Below are 14,396 nucleotides of genomic sequence, written 5' to 3'. Positions count from 1 at the left end.
ACACCCCTTTGTATTTAATAAAATGATTATAACGGAAAGTAATAAAATAGGAAAATGCGAATTCGCATATTTTGTGATTTTTTTGATAAATCATATAAAGAGCAGGTTTTATCAAAAAACGGTAAAATAAGAGAAGATATTTTATAATGGAGGAATCATGAATGAAAATCAGTATTAGACATCGCTACATAGCAAAAATTCCAGCATTAGAAGTGACAACAGAAGAGCAAAAAAACGAAGCATTACCTTTAATTGTTTACTATCATGGTTGGCAATCAGCTAAAGAATTATCTTTAACACAAGCAAGAAAATTAGCACACGAGGGGTTTCGGGTCATTTTACCAGATGCCATGAACCATGGAGAAAGAAAAACAGGACCTATTTCCACGATTCCTTCGATTACATTTTGGAGTAGCATTCAATATAATTTAATTGAATTTCCAGTAATTATCCATCATTTTCATAAATTAGGGTTGATTAAAGAAAATTGGATTGGCGTAGGTGGTGTATCCATGGGCGGTATTACTACTAGCGCTCTTATGACCCAACATCCTGAGATTCAAGCTGCTGCTTGCTTAATGGGAACACCCTATCCGGCGCGCTATATTCAGCGAGTGATTCAACGGGCGAAAGAATTTGCTATTTTTGTACCTAAAGACTTGCCACTGTTGCTAAGTTGGGTACATCAATACGATTTATCACAAACGCCAGAAAGACTACAAGAACGACCGATGCTGTTTTGGCATGGAACGGAAGATGAAAAAATTCCCTATGAAGACATGGCTGATTTTGAACAATTAGTGTCTGGGAAAACGTATGCGAGAAATACGCAATTTATAACGGAAATCGGTGAGCGGCATTTAGTGAAAGGAGAAACAATGGATTTGGTTGCTGACTTTTTTAAAGAAGCGTCAAAAACGTTAGAAAAATAACGGGATTTTTCAAAGAGAAAAGGGGAATCAGCTTGTTTTTTAAGAACACTTTCTATAAACTTAACAGAAAAGGGGTTGAAGGTGTACATGGAGAAAAACAAGTTGAGAAAAGTGGGCTTAACTGCCCTAGAATGGCTAAAACAACATCCAGAAATTAAACAACATAAAGAATCAAGTCTCTATGAACAGTTGTTTGCTAGTCAGCAATGGCAACAAGCACAAACAATCGGAATGATTCGGTCGTTACCGCTAGAATTATCAACACAGCCAATTTTCGAGCGGGCCATGCAAGAGAGCAAGCAAGTGGCGGTGCCGCGAACATTTAAAGGAGGCAAAATGCACTTTTATCAAGTCTTTCCAGAGACGGTTTATGACACCAGTGCATTTGGCGTGGAAGAACCTCCGTTAACAGCGGCAGAAATAACAGCTACAGCGATTGATTTATTGATTGTGCCAGGGATTGTTTTCAATCGGGCTGGCTATCGAATAGGCTTCGGCGGTGGTTTTTATGATCGTTATTTGGAACATTTTTCGGGCCATTCATGTAGTTTAGTTTTTAGTGAACAACTCCATGAACAATGGCAACCAGAAGCGTTTGATCAGCCAATCGAACAATTATTTATACAATAGGAGGAATGGAATGAATTATCAAACAGAAATGAAATTGAAACGGCTAAAAAATCAGCCGTTCATTACGTATGCCCTTTTAGGTATTTCAATCATTGTTTTCCTTGGATTGGAATTAACTGGAGGATCAGAAAATATTTTAAACTTAGTTAATTGGGGAGCAATGGTTCGTCCACTGGTAGCTCAAAATCATGAATACTGGCGGTTTATCACGCCAATGTTTCTTCACATTGGGTTTATGCATATTATTTTGAATATGGTTACTCTTTATTATATCGGCGCACAGGTTGAGGCAATTTATGGGCATTGGCGCTATTTGGGAATTTATTTATTGAGTGGGATTGCTGGAAATATCGCCAGTTTTGCCTTTGGGACACCCAACAGTGTCTCAGCGGGTGCTAGTACAGCGCTTTTTGGTTTGTTTGGCGCATTTGTTATTTTAGGACGCCATTTTAGAGACAATCCAGCGATTATGTATATGGTGCAACGCTATTCAATGTTTATTGTGATTAATTTGTTATTTAACTTGTTTAGTAGCTCTGTAGATATGATGGGTCATGTTGGCGGTCTAATCGGTGGACTATTAGTCGCGACGGCTTTTGCTGTTCCAAATCGTGAAGAAGCATTTAATAAGCACGAGCGAATTATGGCCACGTTAATTTTTATTTTTCTTGTCGTAATTTGTCTGTTATTGGGTTTTAAAAAATACGGTTTACCTGTATAATAAGGAAGTGTTTTCGTATGGAAACGTTATATGATGTACAACAACTTTTTAAACAGTTTGGGATGTATATTTATGTCGGTGCACGGATTTATGATATTGAGTTAATGATGATTGAATTAAAAAAATTGTATGAAGGTCAATTGGTAGACCGAGATACGTATTTACAGGCCTGGCATATTTTGCAAAGAGAGCATCGAATAGAAGAATCTAGAGGGAAGCAGAAAGGAATCGACTAAATGGATAAGAAGATTATTGGGATTGATTTAGGTGGAACGACCATCAAATTTGCTATTTTAACAACTGATGGCGTTGTTCAACAAAAATGGAGTATTGAAACGAATATTTTAGAAGATGGCAAGCATATTGTGCCATCAATTATTGAAAGTATTCGTCACCGTATAGATCTTTATAATATGAAAAAAGAAGATTTTGTGGGAATTGGTATGGGAACACCAGGAAGTGTCGACATTGAAAAAGGAACTGTTGTAGGTGCCTATAATTTAAACTGGACGACTGTACAGCCTGTCAAAGAACAAATCGAATCTGCTTTAGGAATTCCGTTTGCATTAGATAATGATGCCAATGTTGCCGCTTTAGGTGAGCGTTGGAAGGGCGCGGGGGAAAACAATCCCGACGTGATTTTTATTACTTTAGGAACAGGTGTTGGCGGAGGCATTGTTGCAGCGGGAGAATTGCTCCACGGTGTTGCTGGCTGTGCTGGTGAAGTTGGGCATGTGACGGTTGATCCTAACGGCTTTGACTGTACCTGTGGGAAACGTGGCTGTTTAGAAACTGTTTCTAGCGCCACTGGTGTCGTTCGTGTTGCACGTCATTTATCAGAAGAGTTTGCAGGTGACTCTGAACTGAAACAAGCGATTGATGATGGACAAGATGTTTCGAGTAAAGATGTTTTTGAATTTGCTGAAAAAGGCGATCATTTTGCTTTAATGGTTGTGGATCGTGTTTGTTTCTATTTAGGCTTAGCCACAGGAAACTTAGGTAACACGTTAAATCCAGATAGCGTGGTTATCGGTGGAGGTGTTTCTGCAGCAGGAGAATTTTTACGTAGTCGTGTAGAAAAATATTTCCAAGAATTTACCTTCCCGCAAGTTCGAAATAGTACAAAAATCAAATTAGCAGAGCTAGGTAATGAGGCCGGCGTCATTGGTGCCGCTTCACTAGCATTACAATTTTCAAAAGAGAAATAGAGAGGGCTTTTTAGAATGAGTATTTTATGGGTAATCAATGGTATTTTGCTAGTTATTGTACTAGCGATGGTATTCAATGAATTATATTTGAAAATTATGGTGAAACGTTCAGCAAAAATGCTGACGGAAGAAGAATTTAAAGAAACAATGCGTAAAGCACAAGTGATTGACGTTCGTGAGAAAGATACATTTGATGCTGGGCATATTTTAGGGGCGCGCAGCATGCCATACAGCATGTTAAAAACAACAATTGGTTCTCTTCGTAAGGATCAACCTGTTTATCTTTATGATCAGAAGAAAGCTTTAAGTATCCGAGCAGCTAATTTATTACGCAAAAATGGCTATACTGATATTTATATTTTAAAAGGCGGCTATGATGGCTGGACTGGGAAAGTGAAAAAGAGAAATAGTTAATAACAAAAAGAGTTGGTCTTCATTGAGACCAACTCTTTTTGTATAGGAAAGTTTAATAGAGATGCTGCTTTTTGTCAGTCCTCACTTTTTGAGCTACAATAAAGAGAAGAGGTGAAGGCAGATGATTCAAATCAAGCGAGCATATGAAGCACCGACAGAGCAAGATGGCTACCGTGTTTTAGTTGACCGTATTTGGCCACGAGGAAAATCCAAGGAATCTGAAAAGTTAGATGAATGGCTCAAAGAAGTGGCCCCAAGTACAGAGCTACGGAAATGGTTTAATCATGAAGTAAATAAATATCCCGAGTTTAAACAAAAATACCAAGAAGAATTGAAACATGAGCCAACTGCCACAGCGTTTAAGCAGTTACAGACGATTGTAAAAAATCAGCCAGTAGTCACGCTGGTCTATGGGGCGAAAGATACAGTGCATAATCAAGCGGTTGTCTTAAAAGAATTATTAGAAAAATAGAGTAGGTGATTGGATGAAAATTGCAATTGTAGGTGCTGGACCCAGAGGCTTATCAGCTGCAGAACGAGTCATTGAATGGGCTCGTAAAACGGAAATAAATGTTCAGCTCACGTTGTTTGATCCATACGGTCCAGGTGGGAAAATTTGGCGAGCAGAGCAACCTAATTATTTATTAATGAACACCGTGATTAGCCAAGTCACTTTATTTACAGATGAATCTTTTAGTGGCGAAGGACCAATTGTCAAGGGCCCCACTCTCTATGAATGGACCCAAGCAGAAGCTGCGCAGTACATTCAACAGCAACAACCCTATAATTATCTTGAGTTGTTGAAAGAATGTCATCGCCTTGGACCGAATGATCACTGCTCGAGGGCTTTTTATGGCATGTACCAAAAATGGTTTTATACGTATTTAGCCACGCGGTGTAACGAACAAACATCGCTGACGTTTTTTAAAGAGCCAGTAACTGCTGTGCGGGCAGGAGAGAATAACTATTATGTGTACACCCAATCCATTGAGTTTACGGCAGACAAAGTAATTTTAGCTTTGGGTCACCAAGAAAATGAATTAACGACTGTTGAACAAGAGCTTGCGGACTACGCCAAGGAGCATCGTTTGTTTTATTCTTCTCCTAAAAATGCGGCGGATGCTTTATTGGCACTTGCCAATATACCCGCAAAACAACCTGTTGTGTTAAAAGGCTTAGGTTTGGCATTTTTTGACTATTTATCTGCCTTGACGATTGGCCGCGGGGGTGTTTTTTCTCGTCAAAATGACCGCTTACGTTATGAACCTTCTGGAAGAGAGCCTATTATTATTGCTGGTTCTGGTCGCGGTTTTCCTTCTCATCCTCGAGGGATTAATCAAAAAGGTTACGGGGAAACCTATCAGCCTGTTTTTTTAACCGAAACGTATTTAGCTGAATGTCGTAAAAAAGGACAGGTTACAGGTGCAGAGTTTTTTGGGTATTTAAAAAAAGAAGTGGAATATGTGTATTACACTTGCTTAATCGAAGAAAAATATCCGCATCTTTCTAAAGAGGCCTTTCAACAGCTGTTTATTCAAACCAAGGGAGCGCCGGAAAGCTTAGCCCACTTTGAAAAACAAGATTGGTTTGATTGGCAAGCGTTAGAACATCCTGAAACAAAGAAAACCACTCATGAAAGTTTTCGTTCGTTTTTACTAGAGTATTTAAAATGGGATATTCAAGAAGCAGAGAAAGGCAATCTTAGCGGTCCTTTGACCACTGCTTTAGACAGTTTAAAAGATTTAAGAGATCAGATTCGCTTTGTTTTGGATGAGGGGTTATTAACGAATGACGAGAGTCAAAAGTGGTTGTGGCATTGGTTTACCCCGTTGAATACCTTTTTGTCAGTGGGACCTTCTGTTGAAAGAACAGAAGAGCTACAGGCGTTAGTTGAACTGGGATTAGTCACGATTCTGGGGCCAGAAATGCGTGTCGAAATGAAAGCGGGTCAATTTATTACTTATGCTAATTTGTTTCCGGAAAATCGGTATAATAGTCACTTTTTAATTGAAGCGCGCATTCCTAAAGTCAATAATGAAAAAAGTTTGAATCCTTTAACGAGGCAGTTGTTAGCCGATAAGCTAGCTACGCTCCATCAACTGGCATTAGCCGATGGTCAAATAGTCAAAACAGGTGCACTCTTGATTGTGCCTGCCACGAATCAAGTCATCACAAAAGATGGACAGGTGGCGACAGGCCTTTTTAGTTGTGGTATTCCAACAGAAGGGATTCATTGGTTAACAGCCGCTGCAGCTCGTCCGGGTGTGGATCCTTGGAATATGCGCGATATGGATCGGATTGCTGCCACTATTTTTAATAGTTAAGAAAAATAGTCAGCTCCTTTGGTAAAAAAGAAAGCATAACAAGTGGTCATCCATCGCTTTGATGGATGACCACTTGTTATGCTTAAGAGAATCAACCAAGCCAGAAGCGCTCCTGTTGATTTCTTGCCGTTAGATTTTTTATCTCAACGTCACAGCTATTTTTTAACGTGCAATACGTTTACGCATCGCTTTTTTACGGTTTTCTTCAATCATATCTTCTTTTTCTTCAATTGGATCAATGACTGTTTTTTTAATAGTTGTAGCCACACCGGCTAAAGCAGCAACTGTGATAGCAGTACCGACTAACATACCTGATACAAATTTTTTCATCGTTCATTCCTTCTTTCAAATTGTATTTGTTTCTATTATGACGGAAAAAAGCAAAAAAATCCAATAGTTACAATGATTTTTCATAAACTCTACGACTAATTTAGAGATTTGTTAAAATTTACCAAGTCTTTTCTGTATTTTTATAGGAAAAATGAATAAGGAGAAATGGCCAAATTAAATCCTGTTTACAAAATGAAATAATTCAGAAGTAAACCTTATTTAATGGTACAATAGAAAAAGAAATTAGGGAGTAAAAGGAGCGTATTTATGTCTATTTTAGTATTAGGCGGCGCAGGCTACATTGGCTCACATGCCGTCGATCAATTAATTTCAAAAGGATATGCCGTTGTTGTTGTTGATAATTTATTAACGGGGCATCGTTCAGCAGTTCATGAACAAGCGACTTTCTATGAAGGCGATATTCGTGATAAAGCTTTTTTACGTAGTGTCTTTGAAAAGGAATCAATTGAAGGGGTGTTACACTTTGCGGCCAATTCTTTAGTAGGAGAATCCGTGGAGCAACCGTTAATGTATTTCAATAACAATGTTCACGGCACTCAAATTGCCTTGGAAGTCATGCAAGAATTCGGGGTGAAACACATTGTTTTTTCTTCCACAGCGGCCACTTATGGCGAACCAAAAGCAATGCCTATTACAGAAGAAACCCCAACGAATCCTAAAAATCCGTATGGGGAAAGTAAATTAATGATGGAAAAAATCATGAAATGGTGCGACAACGCTTATGGAATGAAATATGTTGCTTTGCGTTATTTTAATGTTGCGGGAGCAAAAAAAGATGCCTCAATTGGTGAGGATCACACGCCAGAAACGCATATTGTGCCAATTATTTTACAAGTGGCATTGGGCCAACGAGCAGAGCTAAGTATTTTTGGGGATGATTATGATACACCAGATGGCACGTGCATTCGAGATTATGTTTACATTGAAGACTTGATTGCAGCACATATTTTGGCTTTAGAATATTTGAAAAATGGCGGCGAAAGTGACGTCTTTAACCTGGGTAGCAACAACGGCTATTCTGTTAAAGAAATGTTAGATGCTGCTCGCGAAGTGACAGGCCAAGAAATTCCTGCGACAATCGCGCCACGCCGAGCAGGGGATCCTAGTACGTTAATTGCTTCTAGTGAAAAAGCCAAACGAGTTTTAGGCTGGCAACCAGAAGTAACTGAGGTCAAGGACATTATCGCCACCGCTTGGCAATGGCACCAAGCTCATCCACATGGGTATCAAGAAAAGTAATAGGAGGAATGAATCGATGACCACGAGTCAAATGATTGCCGATTTTACCACACTCGCTATTCAAGCAGGTGGTTGGATGGAATTGGATCGCTTATATCTTCAGAACCGTTTATTATCAATGATTGGTGAACAAGAATTAGGCGAAGTAGACATACGGCCTGTGGCAACACCCGCCGCTGATTTGGCGGAACAATTGTGTCAAATTGCGAGTGCCAACCAACTTGTAAAAACAGAGCAACAAAAAGAACAGTTCATGGTGCAATTGATGGATTTGTTGACACCGCCACCTTCTGTGGTTAATGCTTTTTTTGCGCAACATTATGCCAAAGAGCCACAAGAGGCTACCGAGTATTTTTACCAACTTTGTCAAAAAAACGGTACGGTCATTGAACAGGAAGAACCTGTTGTTTTTTCAACAGTCTATGGTGATTTTTTAGCAAATAAGGTCCACGGTGAGGCGCCAAAAGCAACGCTTTCTGCACAAAGCTATCCCCGCTGTGAATGGTGCATGGCAACAGAAGGCTACCAGGGAAGTCAGCAATTTCCTGCGACTACGAACCATCGAGTGATTCGAATGAACTTAGATGGCGAAAGCTGGGGGTTTTCCTTTGTAAAACAGGCACAATATCAGCAACAAGGTGTGATTGCGTTTGAAAAACATCAGGCAGCGAAACGTTCAATTAAGACTTTTCAGCAATTGTTGAAAATTGTTGAGGTCTTTCCTCATTATTTTGCTGGGATTGATGCTGACTTTGAACAAGATGAGCATGTCTATTATCAAACGGGTTTGCAACAATTTCCATTAGCCGAAGCGAGCATTTCAGAATATGTTGAGTTAGCTAACTATCCTTTAATCAACGCAGGAATGGTGAATTGGCCAGTTGCGACATTTCGCCTAGAGGGACCGAATGCGTCAGAAGTTGCCCAAGCCGCAAATGATATTTTTGAGCAATGGCAAATGCTAAAACTGCCAACGGATGAGATACAAATCGTTGCCCGACGAAAAGAACTTTTATATGTCATGGACTTAATTTTTAGTCGACCTCAAGCAAAGCCTTCGTTAACGTTAGCAGAAGTCCAAGGTTTAACGACTTGGAACAACCAGAAAACGCAGGCACTTGAAACTGTCGCTTCAGCGTATCAACAGCGATTAAAAGAAGCCAGTGCGTTTGCAGAAACAAGTGAAGGAAAAGCGGCTTTTTTAGCAATGGTTGCGCCAGTGACTCATTAAAAGAAAAAAGATGCCGAATGACTAAAAATCACGTATAATAGATAAGAATGAAAAATAAGGGAGGGTAAAAAATGGCTTATCAAGCACTTTATCGGGTCTGGCGTTCACAACGTTTCGATGACGTAGTAGGACAAAAAGCAATTACTCAGACACTGAAAAATGCGATAGTGCAAAAGAAAACATCTCATGCCTATTTATTTACTGGCCCTCGTGGTACAGGTAAAACCAGTGCCGCAAAAATTTTCGCTAAAGCGATTAACTGTAAACATAGTCAAGATGGTGAACCTTGTAATGTTTGTGAAACCTGTGTAGCCATTACGGAAGGTCGTTTAAATGATGTCATTGAAATTGATGCGGCGAGTAATAATGGCGTGGAAGAAATCCGTGATATTCGTGATAAAGCAAAGTATGCACCGACACAAGCCGAGTACAAAGTTTATATTATTGATGAAGTTCATATGCTATCAACAGGCGCGTTCAATGCACTTTTAAAAACCTTGGAAGAACCGCCACAAAATGTTATTTTTATCTTAGCAACGACTGAACCACACAAGATTCCGTTAACGATTATCTCACGGACGCAACGCTTTGATTTTAAGCGAATTAGTACGCAAGATATCGTCGATCATATGGCCCATATCATGCAGGAAATGGCTCTCGATTATGAGGAACAAGCCCTTTATGTGATTGGACGTGCTGCGGAAGGTGGGATGCGAGATGCCTTGAGTATCTTGGATCAAACGATTTCATTTAGTGATGAAAAAGTAACACTGGAAGATGCAATGCAAGTGACAGGCAGCCTAACCTATGAAATGATGGATCATTATATTCAGTGTTGTGTCGCCGGTGATGTTGAACGAGCATTAGAAGGCTTGGAAAGTATTTTAGGCGAAGGTAAAGAAGCGCGCCGTTTCTTAGAAGATTTGTTATTATATTGTCGAGATTTGCTGATGTATCAGCAAGCACCGAAGTTATTAGCAGAAAAAGCAGGAACTTTGACAGAAGCATTTAAGGAACTAGCTACACAAACACCTGCTGAAAAAATATATCAACTAATCCAAATTTTAAGTGACACACAAAATGAGATCCGCTTTACCAACAATGCGAATATCTATCTGGAAGTAGCCACTGTCAAATTAGCTAAAACGGTGCAATCTAATAAACACAACACGCCAGAAACAACTAATCAAGGTGGTAGTGCAGAGGGAAATCCAGAATTAGCAGATTTACAAAATCAAATCGGGCAACTGAAGAAAGAACTGGCTGAATTAAAGAAACACGGTGTAGCTGCTAAAGAAGCAGATGCGCCACGTCAACAAGCACGACCACAAGCGCCAAAAAGTTCGTTCCGTGTACCCACAGAACGGGTATATCAAGTCTTAAACGAAGCGACTAGAACACATTTAATGAATGTGAAAAATGTTTGGGAAGACTTACTGCAAACATTATCTGTGACTCAACGAGCGATGCTAAAGGCTAGTGAACCTGTCGCAGCGAGTCCTAAGGGGATCGTGGTGGCATTTGACTATGAGATTGTTTGTGCTCGTGCAACAGACGATGAAGAGATGCAGTTAGCTTTCAATAATAATTTAAGCCGTTTGATGGACTATACACCAGAGATGGTCTGCATTACTAGAGAAAGCTGGCCAAAACTAAGACAAAGTTTTATTAACCAAAATCAGGGCAGTTTGAATCATTCTGAACCTGAAAATGAAATGGCTCGTCTAGCGGACGAACCGCCTGTAACAAATGAACATTCACAAGAAAATCCAGTAGTAGATGAAGCAATCGCTATGTTTGGTGAAGAGCTTGTCGAAGTACTAGATGATTAATACGAAGGAGTAGAGGAATTATGATGCGAGGAATGGGCAACATGCAAGGCATGATGAAACAAGTACAAAAAATGCAAAAAGAAATGGCCAAAGCGCAAGAAGCGCTAAATGAAAAAGAATTTATCGGTGAAGCAACCAATCAACTTGTGACAGCGACATTTACTGGTGATCGCACAATGAAAGATTTGACCATTAAAGAAGACGTGGTTGATCCTGAAGACGTTGATATGTTACAAGATTTAGTCATTATGGCTGTCAACGATGCGTTAGTAAAAATTGAAAAAGAAACCGAAGCAACTTTAGGTAAATACACCAAAGGAATGCCAGGATTCTAAAAAATAAGACAAACGAAAGTATGAAAAACGTCATGCCCAAAAAATCGAACTTTTTGGGCATGACGTTTTTTCTGTTTTTGTGGGAAAACTCTTTGGCAATTTTAGTAGTCGCTTCCAAAAAACTATGCTATACTAAAGCCAATTAAAGAGAAACATTTGGGGTGCTATTAGCTGAGATTATACCCATGGAACCTGAAACAGTTAGGACTGGCGCAGGGAAATGTCTTGAAATTTTGACCGATTATTGCACCCAACTACGTTTATTTGTGGTTGGGTTTTTCTGTCTTTTTCAGTCGCGCCTCCTTTTGCTTCTCGCAGAAAGGAGTTTTTTTACGTGGAAAAAAATCGAATCCACAGAGTTACGTTACTGGCTTTAATGATTGCGATGGACGTTGTATTATCGCCGTTAATGCGAATTGAGGGAATGGCCCCTATGTCCAGTGTCATGAACATTATTGCCGGAGTTTTATTAGGTCCTCTTTACGGAACGCTCATGGCACTTGTCTGCGGCTTAATCCGTATGACATTCTTAGGTATTCCGCCATTAGCGTTAACAGGTGCCGTTTTTGGCGCGTTTTTTGCTGGTTTATTTTATCAATGGGGACAAAAATTAGGCTGGTCGATGCTAGGGGAAATTTTTGGGACAGGCATCATTGGCTCGTTATTGTCCTATCCTGTAATGGTTTGGTTTACTGGCAGTAAGCAGAATTTTTATTGGTTCATTTATACACCACGATTTATTGGTGCCACACTGATTGGTTCAGTGATTGCTTGGCTTGTCTTAGCAAAACTGAAAGAAACTCGGGTATTTAAACAAACACAGGAATTATTTTTAGGAGGGTACTTTTATGAAAACAAGCGTTAAGTTTGAAACGATTTTTCCACTGACAACGGCACCATTAATTCAGTGCATTACGAATGAAATTACGTGTGAGTCTATGGCGAATGCATTACTTTATATTGATGCTAAACCCATTATGGCAGATGATCTCCGGGAATTTCCGCAGTTGTTTCAGCAAACCAGTGCCTTGGTTTTGAATTTAGGCCATTTATCACAAGAACGAGAGCAGAGCTTGTTAGCAGCTAGTGATTATGCTCGGCAAGTGAATAAACCGACCGTAGTCGATTTAGTTGGTTATGGCGCTAGTGATATTCGTAATGAAGTCGGGGAAAAGCTGGTGCACAATCAGCCAACCGTTGTGAAAGGGAATCTTTCAGAAATGCGGACTTTTTGCCAGTTGGTGAGTCATGGCCGAGGAGTGGATGGCAGCCCTTTGGATCAAAGTGAAGAAGCAATTGAGGAACTGATTCAGGCTTTACGTCAACAAACGCAAAAGTTTCCCCAGACGGTATTTTTAGCAACAGGGATTCAAGATGTCTTGGTTAGCCAAGAGCAAGTGATTGTCTTACAAAATGGCGTTCCTGAGTTGGATTGTTTCACTGGCACGGGCGATTTAGTCGGCGCATTAGTTGCCGCTTTATTAGGTGAAGGCAACGCGCCAATGACTGCGGCAGTAGCCGCAGTGAGCTATTTTAATCTTTGCGGAGAAAAAGCCAAGACTAAGAGCCAAGGGCTGGCCGATTTTCGCCAAAATACGTTAAATCAGTTATCTCTTTTAATGAAGGAGAAGGATTGGTTTGAGGCGGTGAAAGGACGAGTGCTATGAGAGAACAATTGAAAGTTTATTTGGTGACAGGTCGGTATGATTTTAGTGATACTGAATTTTTAAAACGAATTGAAACTGCTTGTCGCAGTGGAGTGACATTGGTCCAACTGCGCGAAAAGAAAGTGTCAACACGGCGCTTTTACGAATTAGCAGTGAAAGTTAAAGCGATAACAGATGCGTATCAGATTCCGTTGATTATTAATGATCGTGTCGATATTTGCTTGGCAGTGGATGCGGCAGGTGTGCATATAGGGGATGATGAATTACCGGTTGCTCTTGTGCGAAAACTGGTTGGGTCCATAAAAATCGTAGGTGTTTCAGCCAAAACGGTGGCACGAGGAGTTGAAGCGGAAAACGAGGGCGCTGATTATTTAGGCGTGGGCGCAATTTTCCCCACAACGACTAAGGACAGTCCGTTAACTTCTTTGCAGACACTTTCTGAAATTGCCGCAGCAGTCACGATTCCTGTTGTAGCGATTGGTGGAATCAAAGAAGAGAATATAGAACAACTTATGGGAACGGGAGTGGCTGGTGTTTCACTGGTCAGTGAAATTATGCTGGCTGAACAGATAACCGAGAAAGTTCAAGGGTTGATGCGTGTAACGGAGCGAATGTTGGAGGCGAGAAAATGACCGAATATAATTTGACCCCACAAGTAGTCACGATTGCTGGTTCTGATTCTGGTGGGGGAGCTGGCATGCAAGCAGATTTAAAAACATTTCAAGCGCGGCAGGCATTTGGCTTAAATATTGTCATTGCATTGACGGCACAAAATACGTATGGCGTGCAAGATAGCTTACCGATTCCTAGTTCATTCATTGATGCACAATTCCAATCACTGGCGGCTGATTTTAAAATTGGGGCAGCGAAAACGGGGATGTTAGCAGATAGTGAGCGTGTCGAAGCTGTTGTTCGCAATTTGCAGAAAGTTGATTTTGGTCCGTTGATTGTCGATCCTGTAATGGTGGCTAAAGGTGGACATCATTTGTTAGAAGCCGAGGCAGTTCAAACGATTAAAGAGCAACTGTTGCCATTAGCAACGGTCGTGACACCTAATTTACCAGAAGCGGAAGTTTTACTAGAGACGACCATCAAGACAGAACAAGAAATGCAGACCGCAGCAAAAAAATTACAGCAATTGGGCACAAAAAATATTATTATGAAAGGCGGACATAGCACAAATCAACAAGCGGCTGATTATGTGTTAATGGAAGACGGTTCGAGCTTTTGGCTAAGTGCACCACGAATTGTAACGAAAAATACTCATGGAACAGGAGATACTTTTTCAGCGTGTATCGCAGCCGAATTAGCAAAAGGTACGCCGTTAGAAGCGGCGATTGTGATTGGCAAACAGTTTATACAAGGGGCCATTAGCCAAGCAATTTCTGTTGGACATGGTCACGGACCTACTAATCATTGGGCCCAATTAACGCAAGATATTCAAGTTATTAAAGCATAAGAAGAGCCTGGGGAAAAATCATTTTAGATTTTTCCCCAGGCTCTTAAATAGCT

17 protein-coding genes and 1 riboswitch are annotated in these 14,396 nt (G+C 40.3%); of the genes, 16 read left to right on the top strand and 1 reads right to left on the bottom strand.

The window, feature by feature from the left end; all coding sequences use genetic code 11:
• Positions 1–161 precede the first annotated feature (161 nt).
• From IGL93_RS10910 to IGL93_RS10875, 8 genes are all read left to right on the top strand, one after another.
• Positions 162–932, top strand: coding sequence for an alpha/beta fold hydrolase (locus IGL93_RS10910; protein WP_010707173.1), 771 nt, complete (start codon positions 162–164; stop codon positions 930–932).
• Positions 933–1,019: 87 nt separating this feature from the next.
• The gene (locus IGL93_RS10905) at positions 1,020–1,562 is read left to right on the top strand and encodes a 5-formyltetrahydrofolate cyclo-ligase (protein ID WP_002384041.1); all 543 of its coding nucleotides are present in this window, start codon (positions 1,020–1,022) and stop codon (positions 1,560–1,562) included.
• Between the two features lie 10 nt (positions 1,563–1,572).
• Positions 1,573–2,283: a rhomboid family intramembrane serine protease gene (locus IGL93_RS10900; RefSeq protein WP_002362481.1), complete on the top strand. Its 711-nt coding sequence runs from the start codon at positions 1,573–1,575 to the stop codon at positions 2,281–2,283.
• Positions 2,284–2,300: 17 nt separating this feature from the next.
• A complete protein-coding gene (locus IGL93_RS10895) occupies positions 2,301–2,519 on the top strand; it encodes a YqgQ family protein (RefSeq protein ID WP_010776069.1) in 219 nt (72 codons plus the stop codon).
• Positions 2,520–3,491, top strand: coding sequence for an ROK family glucokinase (locus IGL93_RS10890; RefSeq protein ID WP_002356333.1), 972 nt, complete (start codon positions 2,520–2,522; stop codon positions 3,489–3,491).
• Between the two features lie 15 nt (positions 3,492–3,506).
• Complete coding sequence (locus tag IGL93_RS10885) at positions 3,507–3,905, top strand: rhodanese-like domain-containing protein (protein ID WP_002356334.1); 399 nt, start codon at positions 3,507–3,509, stop codon at positions 3,903–3,905.
• Between the two features lie 121 nt (positions 3,906–4,026).
• On the top strand, positions 4,027–4,377 hold the full coding sequence (locus tag IGL93_RS10880; RefSeq protein WP_002365077.1) for a DUF488 domain-containing protein: 351 nt from the start codon (positions 4,027–4,029) through the stop codon (positions 4,375–4,377).
• A 13-nt stretch (positions 4,378–4,390) separates the two neighbouring features.
• A complete protein-coding gene (locus tag IGL93_RS10875) occupies positions 4,391–6,229 on the top strand; it encodes an FAD/NAD(P)-binding protein (protein ID WP_010776068.1) in 1,839 nt (612 codons plus the stop codon).
• A gap of 162 nt (positions 6,230–6,391) precedes the next feature.
• Here IGL93_RS10875 and IGL93_RS10870 read toward each other — a convergent pair whose 3' ends face one another.
• Positions 6,392–6,559, bottom strand: a complete 168-nt coding sequence (locus IGL93_RS10870; RefSeq protein ID WP_002356337.1) for a DUF3042 family protein — start codon at positions 6,557–6,559, stop codon at positions 6,392–6,394.
• A 267-nt stretch (positions 6,560–6,826) separates the two neighbouring features.
• On the opposite strand from IGL93_RS10870, the gene galE reads away from it, so the two are divergent.
• The 8 genes from galE to thiD all read left to right on the top strand — a co-directional run bounded on the left by galE (position 6,827) and on the right by thiD (position 14,343).
• On the top strand, positions 6,827–7,819 hold the full coding sequence (gene galE, locus IGL93_RS10865; protein ID WP_002378649.1) for a UDP-glucose 4-epimerase GalE: 993 nt from the start codon (positions 6,827–6,829) through the stop codon (positions 7,817–7,819).
• Positions 7,800–9,050, top strand: coding sequence for a UDP-glucose--hexose-1-phosphate uridylyltransferase (locus tag IGL93_RS10860; protein ID WP_025192703.1), 1,251 nt, complete (start codon positions 7,800–7,802; stop codon positions 9,048–9,050). Before galE ends, IGL93_RS10860 begins: the two co-directional genes overlap by 20 nt.
• Before the next feature lie 71 nt (positions 9,051–9,121).
• The gene (dnaX, locus tag IGL93_RS10855; protein WP_002376472.1) at positions 9,122–10,882 is read left to right on the top strand and encodes a DNA polymerase III subunit gamma/tau; all 1,761 of its coding nucleotides are present in this window, start codon (positions 9,122–9,124) and stop codon (positions 10,880–10,882) included.
• A 20-nt stretch (positions 10,883–10,902) separates the two neighbouring features.
• The gene (locus IGL93_RS10850; protein WP_002382484.1) at positions 10,903–11,217 is read left to right on the top strand and encodes a YbaB/EbfC family nucleoid-associated protein; all 315 of its coding nucleotides are present in this window, start codon (positions 10,903–10,905) and stop codon (positions 11,215–11,217) included.
• A 147-nt stretch (positions 11,218–11,364) separates the two neighbouring features.
• Positions 11,365–11,453: riboswitch (TPP riboswitch) on the top strand.
• A gap of 140 nt (positions 11,454–11,593) precedes the next feature.
• Positions 11,594–12,082: an energy coupling factor transporter S component ThiW gene (gene thiW, locus IGL93_RS10845; RefSeq protein ID WP_025190581.1), complete on the top strand. Its 489-nt coding sequence runs from the start codon at positions 11,594–11,596 to the stop codon at positions 12,080–12,082.
• Positions 12,066–12,884 carry a hydroxyethylthiazole kinase gene (locus IGL93_RS10840; RefSeq protein ID WP_010776066.1) on the top strand — a complete coding sequence of 273 codons (819 nt, stop codon included), beginning with the start codon at positions 12,066–12,068 and terminating at the stop codon, positions 12,882–12,884. Before thiW ends, IGL93_RS10840 begins: the two co-directional genes overlap by 17 nt.
• Entirely contained in the window at positions 12,881–13,516 is a 636-nt protein-coding gene (gene thiE / locus IGL93_RS10835) for a thiamine phosphate synthase (protein WP_010776065.1), read from the top strand. Before IGL93_RS10840 ends, thiE begins: the two co-directional genes overlap by 4 nt.
• Positions 13,513–14,343, top strand: coding sequence for a bifunctional hydroxymethylpyrimidine kinase/phosphomethylpyrimidine kinase (gene thiD / locus IGL93_RS10830; protein WP_002362487.1), 831 nt, complete (start codon positions 13,513–13,515; stop codon positions 14,341–14,343). The genes thiE and thiD overlap by 4 nt, the downstream gene beginning before the upstream one ends.
• Positions 14,344–14,396 lie beyond the last annotated feature (53 nt).

The organism is Enterococcus sp. DIV1328a (assembly GCF_050536905.1).
Lineage (GTDB): Bacteria > Bacillota > Bacilli > Lactobacillales > Enterococcaceae > Enterococcus > Enterococcus faecalis.
Note: the sequence above shows the minus strand (reverse complement) of the source record. Positions and strands in the feature narration are given on the sequence as shown.

Coding starts and splice junctions, on each gene's coding strand:
- IGL93_RS10905 (WP_002384041.1), top strand. CDS start 1,020: ATGGAGAAAAACAAGTTGAGAAAAGTGGGCTTAACTGCCCTAGAATGG.
- thiD (WP_002362487.1), top strand. CDS start 13,513: ATGACCGAATATAATTTGACCCCACAAGTAGTCACGATTGCTGGTTCT.
- dnaX (WP_002376472.1), top strand. CDS start 9,122: ATGGCTTATCAAGCACTTTATCGGGTCTGGCGTTCACAACGTTTCGAT.
- IGL93_RS10885 (WP_002356334.1), top strand. CDS start 3,507: ATGAGTATTTTATGGGTAATCAATGGTATTTTGCTAGTTATTGTACTA.
- galE (WP_002378649.1), top strand. CDS start 6,827: ATGTCTATTTTAGTATTAGGCGGCGCAGGCTACATTGGCTCACATGCC.
- IGL93_RS10910 (WP_010707173.1), top strand. CDS start 162: ATGAAAATCAGTATTAGACATCGCTACATAGCAAAAATTCCAGCATTA.
- IGL93_RS10875 (WP_010776068.1), top strand. CDS start 4,391: ATGAAAATTGCAATTGTAGGTGCTGGACCCAGAGGCTTATCAGCTGCA.
- IGL93_RS10840 (WP_010776066.1), top strand. CDS start 12,066: ATGAAAACAAGCGTTAAGTTTGAAACGATTTTTCCACTGACAACGGCA.
- IGL93_RS10895 (WP_010776069.1), top strand. CDS start 2,301: ATGGAAACGTTATATGATGTACAACAACTTTTTAAACAGTTTGGGATG.
- IGL93_RS10880 (WP_002365077.1), top strand. CDS start 4,027: ATGATTCAAATCAAGCGAGCATATGAAGCACCGACAGAGCAAGATGGC.
- thiE (WP_010776065.1), top strand. CDS start 12,881: ATGAGAGAACAATTGAAAGTTTATTTGGTGACAGGTCGGTATGATTTT.
- IGL93_RS10900 (WP_002362481.1), top strand. CDS start 1,573: ATGAATTATCAAACAGAAATGAAATTGAAACGGCTAAAAAATCAGCCG.
- IGL93_RS10850 (WP_002382484.1), top strand. CDS start 10,903: ATGATGCGAGGAATGGGCAACATGCAAGGCATGATGAAACAAGTACAA.
- thiW (WP_025190581.1), top strand. CDS start 11,594: ATGATTGCGATGGACGTTGTATTATCGCCGTTAATGCGAATTGAGGGA.
- IGL93_RS10890 (WP_002356333.1), top strand. CDS start 2,520: ATGGATAAGAAGATTATTGGGATTGATTTAGGTGGAACGACCATCAAA.
- IGL93_RS10870 (WP_002356337.1), bottom strand. CDS start 6,559: ATGAAAAAATTTGTATCAGGTATGTTAGTCGGTACTGCTATCACAGTT.
- IGL93_RS10860 (WP_025192703.1), top strand. CDS start 7,800: ATGGGTATCAAGAAAAGTAATAGGAGGAATGAATCGATGACCACGAGT.